Origin of the sequence: Peribacillus sp. B2I2 (assembly GCF_041261685.1) — a bacterium.
Taxonomy (GTDB): Bacteria; Bacillota; Bacilli; order Bacillales; family DSM-1321; genus Peribacillus.
This window is the reverse complement of sequence record NZ_JBGCCB010000001.1, coordinates 2,112,297-2,128,042: the sequence shown is the minus strand read 5'-3', so window position 1 is coordinate 2,128,042 and position 15,746 is coordinate 2,112,297. Positions and strand designations below refer to the sequence as shown.

General features: G+C 36.1%; 15 protein-coding genes. 4 read left to right on the top strand and 11 right to left on the bottom strand.

Annotated elements, in window-relative coordinates; translation table 11 throughout:
* Positions 1-415 precede the first annotated feature (415 nt).
* The gene (locus ABIE66_RS10750) at positions 416-577 is read left to right on the top strand and encodes a hypothetical protein (RefSeq protein ID WP_289324672.1); all 162 of its coding nucleotides are present in this window, start codon (positions 416-418) and stop codon (positions 575-577) included.
* Positions 578-1,408: 831 nt separating this feature from the next.
* On the opposite strand, the gene ABIE66_RS10745 is transcribed toward ABIE66_RS10750, so the two are convergent.
* The 8 genes from ABIE66_RS10745 to ABIE66_RS10710 form a co-directional block, all read right to left on the bottom strand.
* A complete protein-coding gene (locus ABIE66_RS10745) occupies positions 1,409-1,867 on the bottom strand; it encodes a hypothetical protein (protein WP_370014670.1) in 459 nt (152 codons plus the stop codon).
* Positions 1,868-1,974: 107 nt separating this feature from the next.
* A protein-coding gene (locus ABIE66_RS10740) for an IS3 family transposase (RefSeq protein WP_370014669.1) occupies positions 1,975-3,125 on the bottom strand; the annotation gives its coding sequence in 2 pieces (ribosomal slippage) (positions 1,975-2,876 and positions 2,876-3,125; 1,152 coding nt in all).
* Between the two features lie 82 nt (positions 3,126-3,207).
* Positions 3,208-4,308, bottom strand: a complete 1,101-nt coding sequence (locus tag ABIE66_RS10735) for a DNA polymerase III subunit gamma/tau (protein WP_370014668.1) — start codon at positions 4,306-4,308, stop codon at positions 3,208-3,210.
* 375 nt (positions 4,309-4,683) lie between these two features.
* Positions 4,684-5,397: a hypothetical protein gene (locus ABIE66_RS10730; protein WP_370014667.1), complete on the bottom strand. Its 714-nt coding sequence runs from the start codon at positions 5,395-5,397 to the stop codon at positions 4,684-4,686.
* A gap of 157 nt (positions 5,398-5,554) precedes the next feature.
* Positions 5,555-6,238, bottom strand: a complete 684-nt coding sequence (locus tag ABIE66_RS10725; protein ID WP_370014666.1) for a metallophosphoesterase — start codon at positions 6,236-6,238, stop codon at positions 5,555-5,557.
* The gene (locus ABIE66_RS10720; RefSeq protein WP_370014665.1) at positions 6,235-6,576 is read right to left on the bottom strand and encodes a hypothetical protein; all 342 of its coding nucleotides are present in this window, start codon (positions 6,574-6,576) and stop codon (positions 6,235-6,237) included. The genes ABIE66_RS10725 and ABIE66_RS10720 overlap by 4 nt, the downstream gene beginning before the upstream one ends.
* A 47-nt stretch (positions 6,577-6,623) precedes the next feature.
* Positions 6,624-6,851, bottom strand: coding sequence for a twin-arginine translocase TatA/TatE family subunit (gene tatA / locus ABIE66_RS10715; RefSeq protein ID WP_289324668.1), 228 nt, complete (start codon positions 6,849-6,851; stop codon positions 6,624-6,626).
* 180 nt (positions 6,852-7,031) lie between these two features.
* Complete coding sequence (locus tag ABIE66_RS10710) at positions 7,032-8,354, bottom strand: alkaline phosphatase PhoX (protein ID WP_370014664.1); 1,323 nt, start codon at positions 8,352-8,354, stop codon at positions 7,032-7,034.
* Positions 8,355-8,917: 563 nt separating this feature from the next.
* Here ABIE66_RS10710 and yyaC point away from each other — a divergent pair.
* Positions 8,918-9,490, top strand: a complete 573-nt coding sequence (gene yyaC / locus ABIE66_RS10705; RefSeq protein WP_370014663.1) for a spore protease YyaC — start codon at positions 8,918-8,920, stop codon at positions 9,488-9,490.
* Positions 9,491-9,584: 94 nt separating this feature from the next.
* Here the strand turns inward: yyaC and ABIE66_RS10700 are convergent, their stop codons facing one another.
* Together ABIE66_RS10700 and ABIE66_RS10695 are read right to left on the bottom strand one after the other, a co-directional pair.
* Positions 9,585-10,895, bottom strand: coding sequence for a CitMHS family transporter (locus ABIE66_RS10700; RefSeq protein ID WP_370017019.1), 1,311 nt, complete (start codon positions 10,893-10,895; stop codon positions 9,585-9,587).
* Between the two features lie 241 nt (positions 10,896-11,136).
* A complete protein-coding gene (locus tag ABIE66_RS10695; protein WP_034313052.1) occupies positions 11,137-12,000 on the bottom strand; it encodes a LysR family transcriptional regulator in 864 nt (287 codons plus the stop codon).
* A 148-nt stretch (positions 12,001-12,148) separates the two neighbouring features.
* On the opposite strand from ABIE66_RS10695, the gene ABIE66_RS10690 reads away from it, so the two are divergent.
* Both ABIE66_RS10690 and ABIE66_RS10685 read left to right on the top strand, forming a co-directional pair.
* Positions 12,149-13,276: a 2-methylaconitate cis-trans isomerase PrpF family protein gene (locus ABIE66_RS10690; protein ID WP_370014662.1), complete on the top strand. Its 1,128-nt coding sequence runs from the start codon at positions 12,149-12,151 to the stop codon at positions 13,274-13,276.
* Between the two features lie 58 nt (positions 13,277-13,334).
* On the top strand, positions 13,335-13,481 hold the full coding sequence (locus ABIE66_RS10685) for a hypothetical protein (RefSeq protein ID WP_169803979.1): 147 nt from the start codon (positions 13,335-13,337) through the stop codon (positions 13,479-13,481).
* A 651-nt stretch (positions 13,482-14,132) separates the two neighbouring features.
* Here the strand turns inward: ABIE66_RS10685 and tcuA are convergent.
* Positions 14,133-15,680, bottom strand: a complete 1,548-nt coding sequence (gene tcuA, locus ABIE66_RS10680) for an FAD-dependent tricarballylate dehydrogenase TcuA (RefSeq protein WP_370014661.1) — start codon at positions 15,678-15,680, stop codon at positions 14,133-14,135.
* Between the last annotated feature and the right edge of the window lie 66 nt (positions 15,681-15,746).

Here is a 15,746-nt window from a genome sequence, read left to right as displayed (position 1 = left end):
TGGGATACTTCAATCAATTAAGTCTTTCCCTTGTTTTATTGCTTCAATTTTTTTTGACAACTTTGTAGAATTACTATTATGAATTTTCTGCTTTTTTAAGTTGGAGATAAATTCAAAACCATTATCATAAAAAAACTTTTGATTCCTTATAAGAGTAGGATTCTTTCATTATATCATTTACTTATATTTTAATCAGAGAGGTCCGCCCTAACAAGTACATCAAAGAAACAGGTCTCACACGCTCAAAAGCTACTTGAGAGCCATGCATTTAAACGAGTGAAGGAATTAAAATGAATTAGCAAAAGTTCTCTTATACGGAGCAAAAAAGTAGAAGAAAAAAGCCATGTATAATCTCTTCTGATCAGCCTATGGTCGCTAATCGATTAGAGGAACTTCAAGCCGGATATAGGATTGATTGCATGAAGTAAGTGTAAAAAAGCTGCAAGAAGCTGTGCAACTCATATTGTCCACTGCTTCATATCGTGAGAATGCTAAAATGATAAGTAAAAGCTTTAAAGAATCCGGAGGAGAAAAGAAAGCTTTAAAAGCTATAGATGAGTATTTAGCGTTGATTTAAAATAAAGTTTGATTAAAATTCCTGTATTGATATGCAGGAATTTTTTATGCTGCAATACGATCGGGCACGATTGTGGTGAGAAATATTTTTAGCTTAAATGGAGGATGGTCACATCTCTCAGGTAAAGGCTAGATAGTTCCATTTTCTTGAATAGACCTTCTTTTTCGAATGATAAATCAATAAAGAGAACTGATGTTGGTATATCAGTTCTCTAGTTTACGCAAAATTTAAATGTTAAAGCGTGCGTTCCGCTCCCTTTCCAACTACTCAGAAATTCGAATCAATATTCACCCTTACCAGCACTTCATTAAGTTTATTAAAAGTAAAGGATTTTATATCAGGGTTATTTCTGTGTAGTTCATTAATCATAGTAGTTAAAGTCCGCTTTTTTATATCTTTTGCGATGATATCATTGACTTTTTGAATCCTATAAACAAAAGGTTCATAGCTATAATACTTTTCAAGATCACTTTTAAATTTTGCTAACTGTCCATAAATAGGTTTGTTCAAAACAAATAATTAACAAATTTATGGCGATGATTTGTAAACAATGAAACCTTTTTTGCCTCATCTAATAATCTTTGCTCCTCTATTTCATAAAAATACTTTAAAGACATAAGTACCCCCTTAATAATTGGTTTGAGTAATAATATCTATTACAATCAATAATCAATTACTTTTTATAAACATTTTTAAATAACAAGTTAATCTAATATAAATATAGAATTAGTTAAGATAATTTGCTCTTAATAATAAAAAAAGTAGCTTATTTTATTATTTGAGAAGAGTACCTCATGTCGAACAACATTTTTAAAATTCTAATAACTATAATTAAATATTTAATTGCCTAACTAACTCAGTTTCACTGTCGTATTCCATTATCTCTACATCTTCTGGGATCATGTGACGATATGTCCTAATATAATATTCTCCCAATGTTTCGCTCCTTTTCTTACAATAATCTTTTAATATGAAAAATATCTTTCTATATTCCATAGGCGCTAAAAAAAAGTAATACATTGCCTCATTCCACACGGTTAATTTAGCACTCGGAACATTTCCACTCGAAGTCCACTTGTGTGATTTACATTCTATAATAAGTTTAGGAAAGTCTGTTGCATTTCCCAAGTCAAATATATGATATTTCTTCACTTTGTTTATCCCAACAGGAATACTGACACTTTTATTTAAAATAATATTGTGTGAATTAAAATAATTAAACGCTATCTGTTCAAAGTCCCTGCCTACATGTGCATTACTGATTGAATATTCTCTCTGAAAATTATTCATATGTTACACCTCTAATTATTGTAAACTGCATTTGTTCTTAGTCGATTTTGTATAGAATATTAACTTTTGGATTTGAGTCAATATTTTGGACACTAAAAAGTTAAATCTTAAGCTGTATTCCTAATTCGATCTTCAATGGCTTGTGGGGTTTGATAACCCAAGCTGCTGTGAATTCTTTTTCGGTTATACCAACCTTCAATAAATTGGAACATCGCTAATTTAGCTGTTTGATAGTCTAGATATTGTACGTGGTTGACTTCTTCCTTCTTTAATAGGGCATGAAAGGATTCAATACAGGCATTATCGTACGGGCAACCTTTCTGACTAAAGGATTGCTTAATATGATGGTTTTGGATATGTTGAGTAAACTCACTGCTTGTATATTGTGAGCCAAGATCGGTATGAAGAACTAAGCCCTCCGAGGGCTTTTGTGATAGGTGTGCGTTATTGAAAGCTTTTATGACCAGTTCTGTCGTCATTGAACGAGAAAATGAATACCCTACTATTTTCTTAGAATGAAGGTCTAATACCGAAGCTAAATAACACCATCCGTCTTTTAACGTATGGATATACGTAATATCTGCTACCCATTTCTCATTAATGGTCTGAGTAGTGAAGTCTCGTTTTAACAAATTATCCAATTGAATAACCTTTTCTTTAGATGGATAGGGACGGTATTTTTTCTTAGTAATAGAACGAATTCTCGCCTTGCTCATTAAGCGTTGAACACGCTTTAGACTTAGGGAAAACCCTTTGGTTAATAAGCTTTCATGAATCTTTGGAGCCCCATATCGTCCCTTGCTTTCCAGGTAAATGAGATGAATTTCCTTCGTGAGTTCTTGGTTTTCCTGTTCGCGATTTGATACGACTATTTGAAGGGACTGATAATGGCTGCTTCTTGGGATTTCTAGTATTTCACACATCTTCTGTACGGGATATTGTTTCTTGTGTTCCTCAATAAATTCGGTAAGATCTGTTTCGGTTACTTTTTCGCGAATATGGCCATAGCCTTTTTTAAGATTTCAACTTCTTGCTTTAACCGAAGGTTTTCCTTTTGAATGGCGGCTAATTCCTTTGGAGTCATGGACTCTTCCCCTAAACCGATTGGAGTAAATTCTTTAACCCATTTATAAATGGTAACTTCTGATACGCCATATTCGCCGCTTAATTCTTTGACCGAATTACCCGAGTGATAAAGATCTACAATAGTCTTCTTGAATTCATTATTGTATTTTTTACCTGTATTCTTACGTTCCAAGACGGACACATCCTCTCAAAAATCATTGTAAGGACTTAACTAAAATGTGTCCATGAAACTATACTAACTCCACTTTAAAGTATTAAGATTCTCTGAAATCATTTCTCTTAACTAATGAAAATAACCTTCTTGCTATCTTCTCCAAATCATTCATGCTTCTCATATCATTAATCTTTAAATAATTTGAAATTAATTTACTCAAAGGTTCCATGTAGTCTATAACCAGCTTATATGTAAGATTATTTATATAATTACAATCTTCTCTAAATTTATTATTGACGTAATCCAGAAAGTTTCTTTCATTCTCATCGTAATGAATCATATTTCTTAATTGAACACATTCATTTCTTAACTCTTTATCAAAATCACTTATTATCTTTGAAAAGCTAAGATTGCATTCATCATCAACTTGGTGAAAAATCTCAGGTAAAAAGGTTTGCATATTTTTCAAGTTATCCATTACTTCATCAGCTTTTATTGAAAGCAACCTTAGTAAAATATAATTATCTAATTTTAGGCTATTAGCATCAGGTATTCCTTTATAAAGCCAATTACAAGTCGAGGCTTCTTGAAGACTAATTACTAATCTTGTTAAAAAAACATTTTGATCTGGTTCTTTAACAAAAAATTGGGTGTTAAGAATATCCTTCTCTGTGTAAGCTTTTTCATCGTTATAGACAAATGTGGGAGGATCGAAAATAGGTAAAGAGTGATTTGACTTTTCTATAAGTTTTTCAATAGTTATTGCAACGGTCTCTCCAACTAATTTCAAAAAATTGTATATATTGTTACTGGTTTCTTTTGGATTATTGGAAAAAAATTGAGTATCTTGAAATATATAAGTAGTATATATTGTACTCCCAACTAATTGCTTACCATCTAAATAAAAACCTAAATTATCAATGTCATTTCCAAATTGATTAATATGGTTATCTATAATACGTTGATATGTTTTAAGGTTATTTTTCTTTTGAAACAACTTCACACGGTGACGTATTTTTTTAATATCAGGATCTAAATAAATAGATTCATCTAATATTTCTTTATTTATTTGATAAATCATTAAGCATATATCTCTAACTAAAGGAAAAACTGGAACAGCCGGATGCTTCTTATTATTTCTCAACATTATTAATCCTATCATCCCCATTAAATCATAGTATGCTGTGTAAATAGCAGACATAAACACCCTTCCTTCCTTAGAAAAAATTCATATTGTTTCTTAGTATTACATGCCAATATATAATATTTTAGCTGCTTACTAAGTTCGGGGGAGAAACTTGGGCTTGTTGCTGATGGGATTCAATCCGTTCGCTTATTTCAATATTGTTATAGAGAGTCGCATTGCTACACAAGCCTCACTTGCTACGCTATTTAAATTAACGCTCTCTTTGTATCTAATAAGTCGATTAATAAATTTATCCACCTTATGCTGAGTATTCGCTCTTCTCGCCTCATGAACCTGCTTTAATAGTATTAAAGTTGTAGTTATTCTAAAACGAGTTTCTATGGGCTAAGAAGGAGCTTTGATTAAAATACAAAGCTCCGCATGTATAAGTTATTTATTTAATCCCTTTTCTTTAAACTCTCTCCATATGTCTTCAATAAAATGAATTGGATAATACCCAGCATCAAGTAAAAACTCTTTGTATTTAGGGTGACTCTGAAAAAATCGAGAAGCATAAGATTTCCTACGTGGTAAATTTGTGGCAGCCTTAAAATCTGGATCTTTAAAAATGAGTTCTTTTAACTCTTCTTTTTCTTTTTCTATTTTAGCCTGACGTTCTTTCTCCATTTCTTCTCTTTTTTCTATGGGAATTTCCTGTAATACTTCTTTAACTATGTAGTTCATCATATAATCACAACTCGAAAGGTCATAAATTTTTTCATTACTAGTACAGTTATAGAACAGAAACCCGTCTTTTATATAGTACATCAATAGACCTGCTGGCTTATCAAAATCAATGTCTTTTACGCCTTTATTATGTTCATGGATTTTTACACTTATCTGTTCTTGTATTATTTTTTCTTCATATTTATGATGATATTCGTCAGGAATTCTGAAGATCGATTCGTATACATACTCATAAGAGTAAAATAGTAATCTATTTTCTACATTCTTATGAAAGTTTAAAAAATCCTTCTGATTTGGTATTTCTATTTTATTATTTAATATCTCCATTTCTATTTCTACGTTAATTAGGGAAAAACCCATCATGTGAGCTTGATTTTCTAAGTCTTCTTTTAGCAAAACCTGATCTTTATTTTCCATAAATACCTCTCCCGAATGAATACAAATTATTGTTTAAGTATACAAATCCCGAAAACAATTAAAGAACACAAAAATTGTGTTCTTTAATTATGGCTATTTTTTTAGTAATAGTTAACACACTTTGAATATGTAAAAATTTTAAACAGCGACTCCCTCTCTAGTCCAATTGCGCATTCAACTCTGCACGATAATCGTCTATAATCGCTTGTATCTCCGGATCTGCCGGAACATTTGTGACGTCGTAGAGGAATCCATCGGATTCGACCAACGTCATTTTGCCGTCAACGACTTCAAAAGCCAAATCCAGGCGGCCCAAATAATGTTCTTGTTCTCCGCCGGCTTGAGTAATTGGCACCATCACCTCTCCGTTGAATTCGTATTCGGGAGTTTTGATGACCATGTGTGTATCTGCGCCGATTACCGCCGAAACTCCGGGAACCTGAGCCAGCTTATGGTCTTCAGGGTTTCCGGCATGCGAAAGGACAATGTTAATGTCCGACTTTTCACTCACTTCAGGAAGCAACGCATTCAACGCTTCAACCGGTTCGATGAAATCGAGATCTGCTACATCATCCCAACCGCGAATTTCCGGCTTCATCGAAGTAAGGCCGATCATGCCGACTTTTACGCCAGTGAAGGTATAACTCTTCCAAGGCTTTACATTCTGTATGTACTTTCCTGTTTCCCTGACAATGACATTACCAGTAAGGATGGGGAAATTCACGTTGCGGTGGTAATCCTTTAACTGTTCATAACGGCTGTCCGGTGTGCCCTCTCCGGCAGGGTAAACGCGGAAGTCGTTGTTTCCGAGAGCCATCGCATCATAGTTCAAAGCTTTCAAAAGAGACGTCTCCAACTCACCTTGCCCCGCTTGAAACTCGCCGCGTAGGAAGACACATCCCCGCCATCAACAAGAAGCACATTCTCCTCTTCATTGCGCACATTTTCAATGATGGTGGCATACTTCGCAATAGAATTGTGATGAACGGTTCCATCATCCAGCGTGACGATGTCATCCAAATGACCATGAAAGTCATTCGTCTGGAGAATGGTGAGTTCAAACTTCTCCCCCTCCTTGAGCTTTTCCTCCGCATCTGCCATAACGGGCATTGCGACGAAAGCGGCAGCCATCGCCAGCGAAAAGCAGCCCGTCAATAAATTATTTTTCATTTTATTCATACTATTTCCTCCAAGCAATGACTCTATTAAATTGTAAAACAAGTTATTTAGTTTCCAGTCTTTTCGGATTTTTCAAGAGCTACTAGTTTATTTTTTTCTTCAGAGTTAGTTTTTTCTTCTTTGTCATTGCTAATCACATCATTTGTTGCTTTTTTAAATTCTTTTAAAGTGTTTCCAAAAGCCTTTCCAATTTCCGGTAATTTAGAAGGACCAAAAATGATTAACGCAATGACTAGAATGAGAATTAGGCCAGGAATGCCAATGCTAGATAACAAACGTCTCACCTCCTATCCAATGATGGTTTGTTAGTACTAAAAAAATGTGATCATTACTTATAAAATTGGCATACCATGACGTTCTAAAGCTGCTGCTTCTAATAAAGACATGCCTTGTTCTTCTGCGAATGCAGTAAGTTTATCCGAAACAACAGGAGCAAGACTAGCTGGCGGTAGAGCCTAGTTCATAGCTCGTCTACGGGTAGAATTTCTGCGTGCAAATGGTCCCCAAATCGCAAAGGTGATACCTGGTGTTTGCATATTTACAAAGAAAGTATTTCCATCTGGAGAAAATGTAGGGCCAGCAAATTCAGAACCATTCATCATATTTTCAGCGAAAGTATAAATTTTTCCGTCAGGAGTTAATCCAACAATACGGTCATTACCGCCACCATCTTCGGCGATCCAAAGATCTCCCCAAGGTGTGATTGTAATGTTATCTGGTGCTTCTAAATCATTTTTATCAGTAGACTCATAGAATAGTTCTAAGGTGTTTGTCGCTGGCGTGTAGCGATAAACCCGGCCAAGGCGTGCTGAACCTGCACTTGTATCATCAAACCATAAAGTACCTTCTGAAAAATAAGCCCCTTCTAAGCGGCTAAACTGAATACAGCCTTTATCCTTAGCATCTTGCTGTGCGATTTCAGGATTTAATTTTTTCCAAACGATCCCGAATTTTTGTCTAGTACTAAATTGACTTGCAGCTGCAGCTGGTAATTCATCAATCGCTGCTGCTTCAAGGGTACCGCCCTTTTGAAGGGAACCTAGCTTTTGGCTTCGGTCATGTGGTGTAAAACGGTACAAGAAGCTTGGACTTGCGTCTTCCGTTAAATACCAAATTCCTGTTGAAGGGTCGACATGCCCAGCTTCATGGGAGAAATAACCCATATCACGGATCGGTGTTCTTGACATTTCGTTTTCAGGATCAAGCGGATTTACTTCAAATACAAAGCCATGTCCCATATCACGAGTTTCTTCCATTGTTAACCAAGTACCCCAAGTCGTAGCTCCACCCGCACAGTTACGGATTGTACCTGAACTTGATACATACTGATCAATGACTTTGTTATTTTGTCCAACGATTAACGTGGTTGTGCCGCCGGCAGCACCAGCGCTCCAAGGTTTTTTTCCGTTTACAGGGTAATCTGAATTTGTTCCATTTTCATGGTTTCTTACAAGAATGGTTGTACCCTTCTCTCCTTTATAGGCAGCCATTCCATCGTGAGCAGAAGGGACAAGGTCACCATTAGGCATGATATCACCAGTTCGTGAAAGCATTTTGTAATGAAATCCCCTTGGTAGATCAAGAACTCCATTTGGATCCTTTACTAGTGGGCCATATCCACCAAATCCGCTTGTTGGATTGTTAGATTTCGCTGCAAATCCTTTTGTAGTTCCTGCAAGAGAAAATAGCCCCGTTGAACCAAGTGTTAATGCTAAAGTACTCATTCCGCCGACTTTTAAGAAATTACGTCTGTTTAAACCGCTATTGCTAGATATCATAAACATTACCTCCAAATTTTTTTTGAGGAATGCTATATTCCTAATAGCAAACTCTACCCTCAAAATTAACAGACCTTTTTAAATGCTCTGTTAATCCCATGTGATTTTATTCCTTCGCATGAAAAATAAACCAAAAGTCACGGTTTATATGAATAAAGAAGATGGTTATAACCAAATTTTCACATAAAATAGGTGGTATGAGTCCAAATTGGAGAAAAACTAAGGATTTTGTCATAAAAAGACCGATGCAGATTATTAAAGCTTATTAATAGTATGTAAATATAAGAGATACACTTTGACAAACTAGTTCTACCCAAATCTAATGAATTTTTGAAAAAGGAATCGGTTAAAGACATGCTATATAATGGATCTAGAAAAATTCTAGTTGTAAACCTACTCCCACTTCATCGCCAAATAAATTAAAGGGCATATTTTGAATTACTGCCATTTTTCAAAGTGTTAAATACTAATAATTTAAAAATAGCCATCAGTCTCAAGCATATGCTCATATTTACATGCATGATATCTTTTTAATTCGTATAATAGAATAAAGTGGAATCAAAATGAGTCTAATTTACAAAAAGAGGGAGCAGATTTGTTCTGTGGAACCAAAAGGCGAAGAAATAAACAGTTTAGCATTAAAAGTCAAAGAGATTATTCAATCTTCAGGATGCCAAAATGAAGATGTAATCTTTCTGTGCATTGGTTCAGACCGATCAGTTGGGGATTCATTGGGCCCTTTAGTCGGGACGATGCTTAAAGAACATACAGTGCCTTATCGTGTTTACGGTACCTTGGAAAATCCCGTTCATGCATTTAATTTAAAAGACACGTTGAAAGAAATTAAAAAACAATTCAAAAAGCCTCTTATTTTTAGTGTGGATGCTTGTTTAGGGGATCAAAACCAGGTCGGTTATGTTTTCTTGAAGGATGGACCTCTTGTCCCGGGGAAAGCTTTAAAAAAAGTATTACCTGAAGTGGGAGACTATCATCTTATAGGAATGGTCAATTATATAGATCCGCTGCCAACAATACAATTTTTAAATGATACTCGTCTATACACGGTTATGAACCTGGCGAATAAAATCGTAAAAATCATTACTCAAGCGACCGGCGAGACATCTAGACCTTATTAAAAGAATGGGCTGTCCCAAAAACCACTAATAATAATTGGTTTTGGCACAGCCCTAATTTGTTTAAGTTCGAAAAATTTATTAGATAACGTTATACTTAAATAATAGCCCCTGTCAAGATAGCAACAATGATAAGGACTAATGAACAAATTAGTGCCCATTTAAATGCATACCGCTGTAGTTCCCCGATATCTGTCTTTACCATCCCTACCAGTAATAGAGTCGAGGCCACGAGTGGACTTAAGAAATGTACAGGCTGGCCCAGTACGGAAGCTCTAGCAATTTCTAAAGGACTCACCCCATAAGCTTCTCCTGCTTCGGCAAGAATTGGCAAAACACCAAAGTAGTAAGCATCATTGGATAAAACGAACGTAAATGGCATACTTGTGAACGCAACGACCATTGGTAAAAAAGAGCCTAAAGAATCCGGAATGATGGCCACTAATGAATTTGCAATGGCGTCTACCATTTTGGTTCCGGAAAAGATCCCTGTGAAAATACCAGCCGCAAATACTAATGTGACAACGGTTATAGCGTTTCCAGCATGTGACACGATTCGCTCTTTTTGCTGTTCTAAATTAGGGTAATTAATGATCGAAGCAAGCACAAACCCGATTAGAAACAACACCGGTACCGGTACTAAGCCCATTACAAGAACAACCATGACTGTGAGCGTCAACAAAAGATTGACCCATATTAATTTAGGGCGCTTTAAATCGTCTTGTATGGCGGAAGCTACCGCTGCTTCAGCAAGAGCCCCTTTCATTTCAGGTGCAGATTTGATATAAACAACGCCAAGCCTTTTGCGCTCTTTTTTACCAAGTACATAAGCGGTAAAAAGAATAGCTGCTATTCCTGAGAATAGTGTTGGGATAATCGGGACAAAGAATTCATTTGCATCCAGACCTAAAGATGCTATTGCTCTAGTTGCAGGTCCTCCCCAAGGAGTCATACCACTCATAATACTGACAGCCAGCATAGAAATAGTGGCAAGAATAAGTGGATTCATACCAAGTCGTAAGTAAAGAGGCAGCATAGCGGAAATCGTAATCATATGAGTCGTGGTACCATCACCATCTAAGGCAACGGTCATTGCGATTACTGCTGTTCCTATCGCTATTTTAACCGGATCCCCTTTTACGATTTTCAACATAGTTTTAATAAGTGGATCAAATAATCCAGCGTCAATCAGAACTCCAAAAAACAAAATAGCGAACAATAGCAAAGCGGCTGAAGGTGCGACAACCTTTATTCCATCGAGCATCATATCTCCAAGCTCTGGACCAAATCCGCCAATTAATGCAAAGATAATTGGAATGACTACAAGAGAAGTAACAGGTGATAACCGTTTAGACATGATTAAATAAGTAAAGACAACGACCATTGAAATTCCAAGTAACGTTAGAATATGAATCCCCTCCTATTAAAGAAACCGCTTACAAATCAGATAAAAAGTTTGAATAGTTACATATTATTTTCTGTTTCTCTGTTGCTTCGTTTTCTATTTTTAGAATAGTTCATATCATTAAATAAGTGAAATACATATTTTTTGTACTTTTTCGAAAAAAAAACTTATAATCCATTTTATATTAAATTAAGAAATCAAAAAAGCACAATGAAATTGTCAATAATTTCATTGTGCTTTTTCGTTAAAGATTGGAATTTTTATTCAAGAAATCAATAAAGTTTTTCACGGTAGAGAGTTTTAATGAATCCTGGTTATACATTAACCAGGTATTTCTTAACACCGGCTTCCCATTTTTGTAGGATAACCCGTATGTATGCAAGTTATCTGAAGGCTGCAGGCATATTTCTGGCAGAATAGAAACACCAAGATCATTTTTGACCATCTCTTTGCACGTCTCCTGCCGATCTGTTTCCATAGTTACAAATGGTGGCTCCGGGAATCTATCATGCCACCAGCCATTTATTAAGTTTTTTAAAGAACTGTCGGTTTTATAATTTATGAATGGAAGTTCTGGCAAATTATCCAAGTCTACCTCTTTCTTAGAAATTAAACAAAGTCTTTCTTTATGCAGTAACGATTTGATTCCATACCATTCATAGTTTCCACGCAGAATGCCTAATTGAACACTAGAGGAATCCAGAAGATGCATAATTTCAGTACTCCAGCCTGTATTCACATTAAATTGTACATGAGGATATTGTGTTGAAAACTTTTTCAATATTTCTGGTAGTTTATATTGGGCAAAGTTGCTGGAAACGCCAAGCCTTAACGTTCCCCTTACCTCATTTTTCATATTCAGCATATAATCTTTCGTTTTTTGCAACTTTTTCACCATTTCTTCCGCATAGCCCGCTAAATGTATCCCTTCTGAAGTGAACTCAATGCCTCCTTTTATTTTGAAAAATAGGTTCGTGCTAAATTCTTTTTCTAAATTTTTAAGCCGGTACGTTAACGCCGGCTGCGATATATATAAACGCTCTGCGGCACGGCTAATGTTTTTTTCTTCATATAGTACCCTTATCGCAATCCAATCTTTTTCGTCCACTTAACCATCTCCCACTTTTTGGATTATAAGTTTTTTTATCATTTTTACTAAAAAAATATGTATTTTACTTATGAATGAACTTATCATACTATATTTTCAAAGGAACCGGTAGTGCTATAAATATTGGTTAAGAAAAGGTGGTTATACAATGAAAGTACCAGTAGTTGTAATGCGCGGCGGGACAAGTAAAGGTGTGTTCCTTAACTTTGAACATATGCCTTCGAATCACTCACACTGGGAAGGTTTCTTACTTGACGTGATGGGCAGTCCGGATCGGAGACAGATTGATGGTCTTGGAGGAGCGAATTCATTGACAAGTAAAGCAGCGATTATTAAAAAATCAGATTCACCCGAATTCGATGTGGAATATACATTTGCTCAGATCAGCATCGATAATCAAATGGTTGATTTTAAAGGAAATTGTGGAAATATTTCATCTGCTGTAGGACCTTACGCAATTGAGCAAGGATTAGTCCCTGTAAAAGAACCTGTTACAACGGTGAAAATTTTTAACGTGAATACACAAAAATTGATTATTGCAGAAGTAGAGGTTGAAAATGGACAAGTGAAATCAGAAGGATGCTGCTCAATACCTGGGGTGCCTGGTAAAGGATCACCTATTTATCTTTCTTTTACTCGTGCAGAAGGAGCAGTTACAGGAAAACTTTTCCCTACAGGAAATCCGATTGACATGATTAAGACCAAGGATCGACTAATTCAAGTTTCAATTATTGATGTTGCCAATCCACTCGTTTTTGTAAAGGCACAGGATATTGGTCTAAGCGGAACCGAATTACCCACTGATTATTCACAGGAAAAATTAAATGAACTGGAAGAAATTCGGTCAATTGCAGCTGAAATGTGTCAATTTTCCGATAAGAGATCAGCTACTGTCAAATCTCCTGCTGTACCTAAAATGACCCTAATTGCTCCTCCTATGGATTACGTCGATCTAAACGGATCGGAAAGAAAAGCGTCAGAGATGGATTTGATGATCCGAATGATGTCGATGCAAAAGCCTCATCAAGCGCTTGCTATTACAGGAGCCATCTGTGCTACAGCAGGGGCTTACTTACAGGAAACGGTTTTATCTGAGATGGTGAACATTAAACACGAAATTTTCCGATTAGCCCATCCTGCGGGGATAATGGAAACAAAGGTTGATTTCTTGGCAGGACACATACGTGCTATTAAAGTGGTACGCACAGCAAGAATCATTTTGGAGGGATACGTGTACACGAAAAAAAATTACGAGCTTTCCTCTCAATTAGCTTGATTCGAATTGATCTGCAAATTACAGCAAAAAAATTTTCTATCACTTGGGGGCTTGTCAAATGTGGGTCATCACTGTCTTTTTAAAAGAAAATATTAAAATATTTGAATTTGACACAGAAAAAGAAGCGAAAGAACTATTCAAAAATATGAAAGGCACTAAAATTCTTTCCGAAATTGTTTACTTCAATGATCCTTGTTTTGTATAAGTGAGACTTCAAAAGAGCCCAAACTCTAATGTATTTCACCTAAACCATGTCTTCAAATTTAATAATAAACTAGGATTGAGAATATAATATAAGTGAATTTCCCCAGATAAGCTAAAATCCCTATACAAATTAGGGTACAGATACTGAAACCAGATTTTTATGGTTACTATAGTATTTAAAAAAAGCTAATTGCTATCTATCATCTTGTTTAGAGAAAAATACCAATATACAAATCCAAAACCCTTTTTCATGCTGAATTTTAGCATCGGAGTGATAAATAGCAATATAACTGGTAAATCTTGATAAGTTAGAACTGACTTCATACACGTTTATGCCCATCTGATCCATTCAAGCTGGTGCTGAACTCGAAAAGCTAGTAATGAAGAATCTTATTGTCTGGCCATCAGGACGCTTAAAGCTATACAATCACTCCACCTGAAAAAACTCCAATAGATAAACTGTTACTAAATTTGACCTTTTATATACCTATATGATATGAGTTTTAGTCAAAGCATAAAGACTTTTAATATGTTAAAATACCAAACAGCCAAGGACTTTTTTAAGCCTTGGCTATTTTTCATTCTTCTACTTCACGTATCTCAATTATTTTTTGGACACATTCTTATCTAATAAACCATTCAAGGAAAAGACTCAGTGATTATTGATCGTTTCAACCTTTTCTTGAGTATAGCGGGCTGCGGATGAACCAGCTAATTTTCCAAAGACAGCTCCAGACATTAACCCGGATCCACCAGGATAGTTTTCATAAAAAATCCCCCCAATCATTTCACCAGCCGCAAAGAGACCTTTTATCGGTTGTTCTTCTTTGTCTAACACATGACCCGTTGTATCTACACGCAAGCCACCGAACGAGAAGGTGATTCCGCACGTTACAGGGAAAGCATAGAATGGCCCTTGCTCAATTCGAAGGGCCCAATTGGATTTAGGAGGGGTAATTCCTTTCGTTCCTTTGCCATCTTTCTCTGCGGGTCTATACTCGCCATCTTGTACGGCACTGTTATACTCTTCGATCGTTTTCAGAAATTGTGTTTGATTGACCGGCAGTAAACTAGCCAGCTCTTCAAGCGTATCTGCCTTATAAATAGTCGCTTCTTCAAGGTCATATTCTTTACGCAGCATCGGGCGTACCTGTGCATCATAAATTTGATATGCCACATGTCCAGGCTGTTTTAATACCTCACGGCCGTATTTGGCATAGGTGTAATTTCGCAAATCTGCTCCTTCATCAACAAACCGTTTCCCTTCATTATTAAACATGACGCCGTACGGATAAGAATGCTTTTTAAAAATATCTCCCGGCTTCGTGAAGTCCCCTACTTTTGGCGCATTATAATCTGTCCCAATAGAATGACATCCAGACCACTGCCCAAATTTTTGAGCCCCGACTGCCATAGCCATGGAAATGCCGTCTCCAGTGTTGAACTCGGTTCCACGAACAATAGCCGCTTCCCATTCTTCACCAATATTTTCACTTCTCATTTTCTTATTGGCTTCAAAGCCGCCACAAGCCAAAATCACACCGGATGTCTGAACAGTTACCATTGTATGATCCTTCTCAACTACGACACCGGTTATTGTGTTATGCTCTGATACAAGCTCCACAGCACGTGAATCGTACCAAATGTCGATGCCAATTTCTTCTGTACGCGCAAAGAGCTGTCTCATTAAGCCAACGCCTTTATCCTCCGTTTTGATAGGCAGTCCTCCCCAGAAATTGCGATTGCCATCTTGTACGAAAGATTGATTTTCATAATTCAATTCAAATTTTATTCCCTGATCACGCATCCACGCTATTGTTTCATACGATCTAGAAACCAGCTGTTTTGCTAACTCAGGATTACTTTGTCCACCTGTTACTCGCATTAAATCATTGTAAAAATCGGATTCCGTGTATTCAGGCATTACAATTAACTCGGATTCTTCATCTGTTAATTCAGGTATTATATTTCTGATTGCGTCTAAATTATTGTATGCAACACGAATGGCTCCATCCGTGAAGAAAGAGTTCCCTCCACGCTTTTCCACTGGTCCCCGTTCTAATACAAGAACTCTAGCACCTCCCTCTTTTGCTGAGATTGCGGCACATAAAGCTGCATTTCCTGCCCCTACTACAACTACATCATAATTTTGTGTATTTGACATTTTTACCCCTCCTGTTAAGTAGTGATAACTCTTCATGTAAATAATAAGTGAAAATAATGAATAAAAATAATATTGTTTTTTTATTCATTGCCATAGAAAAAT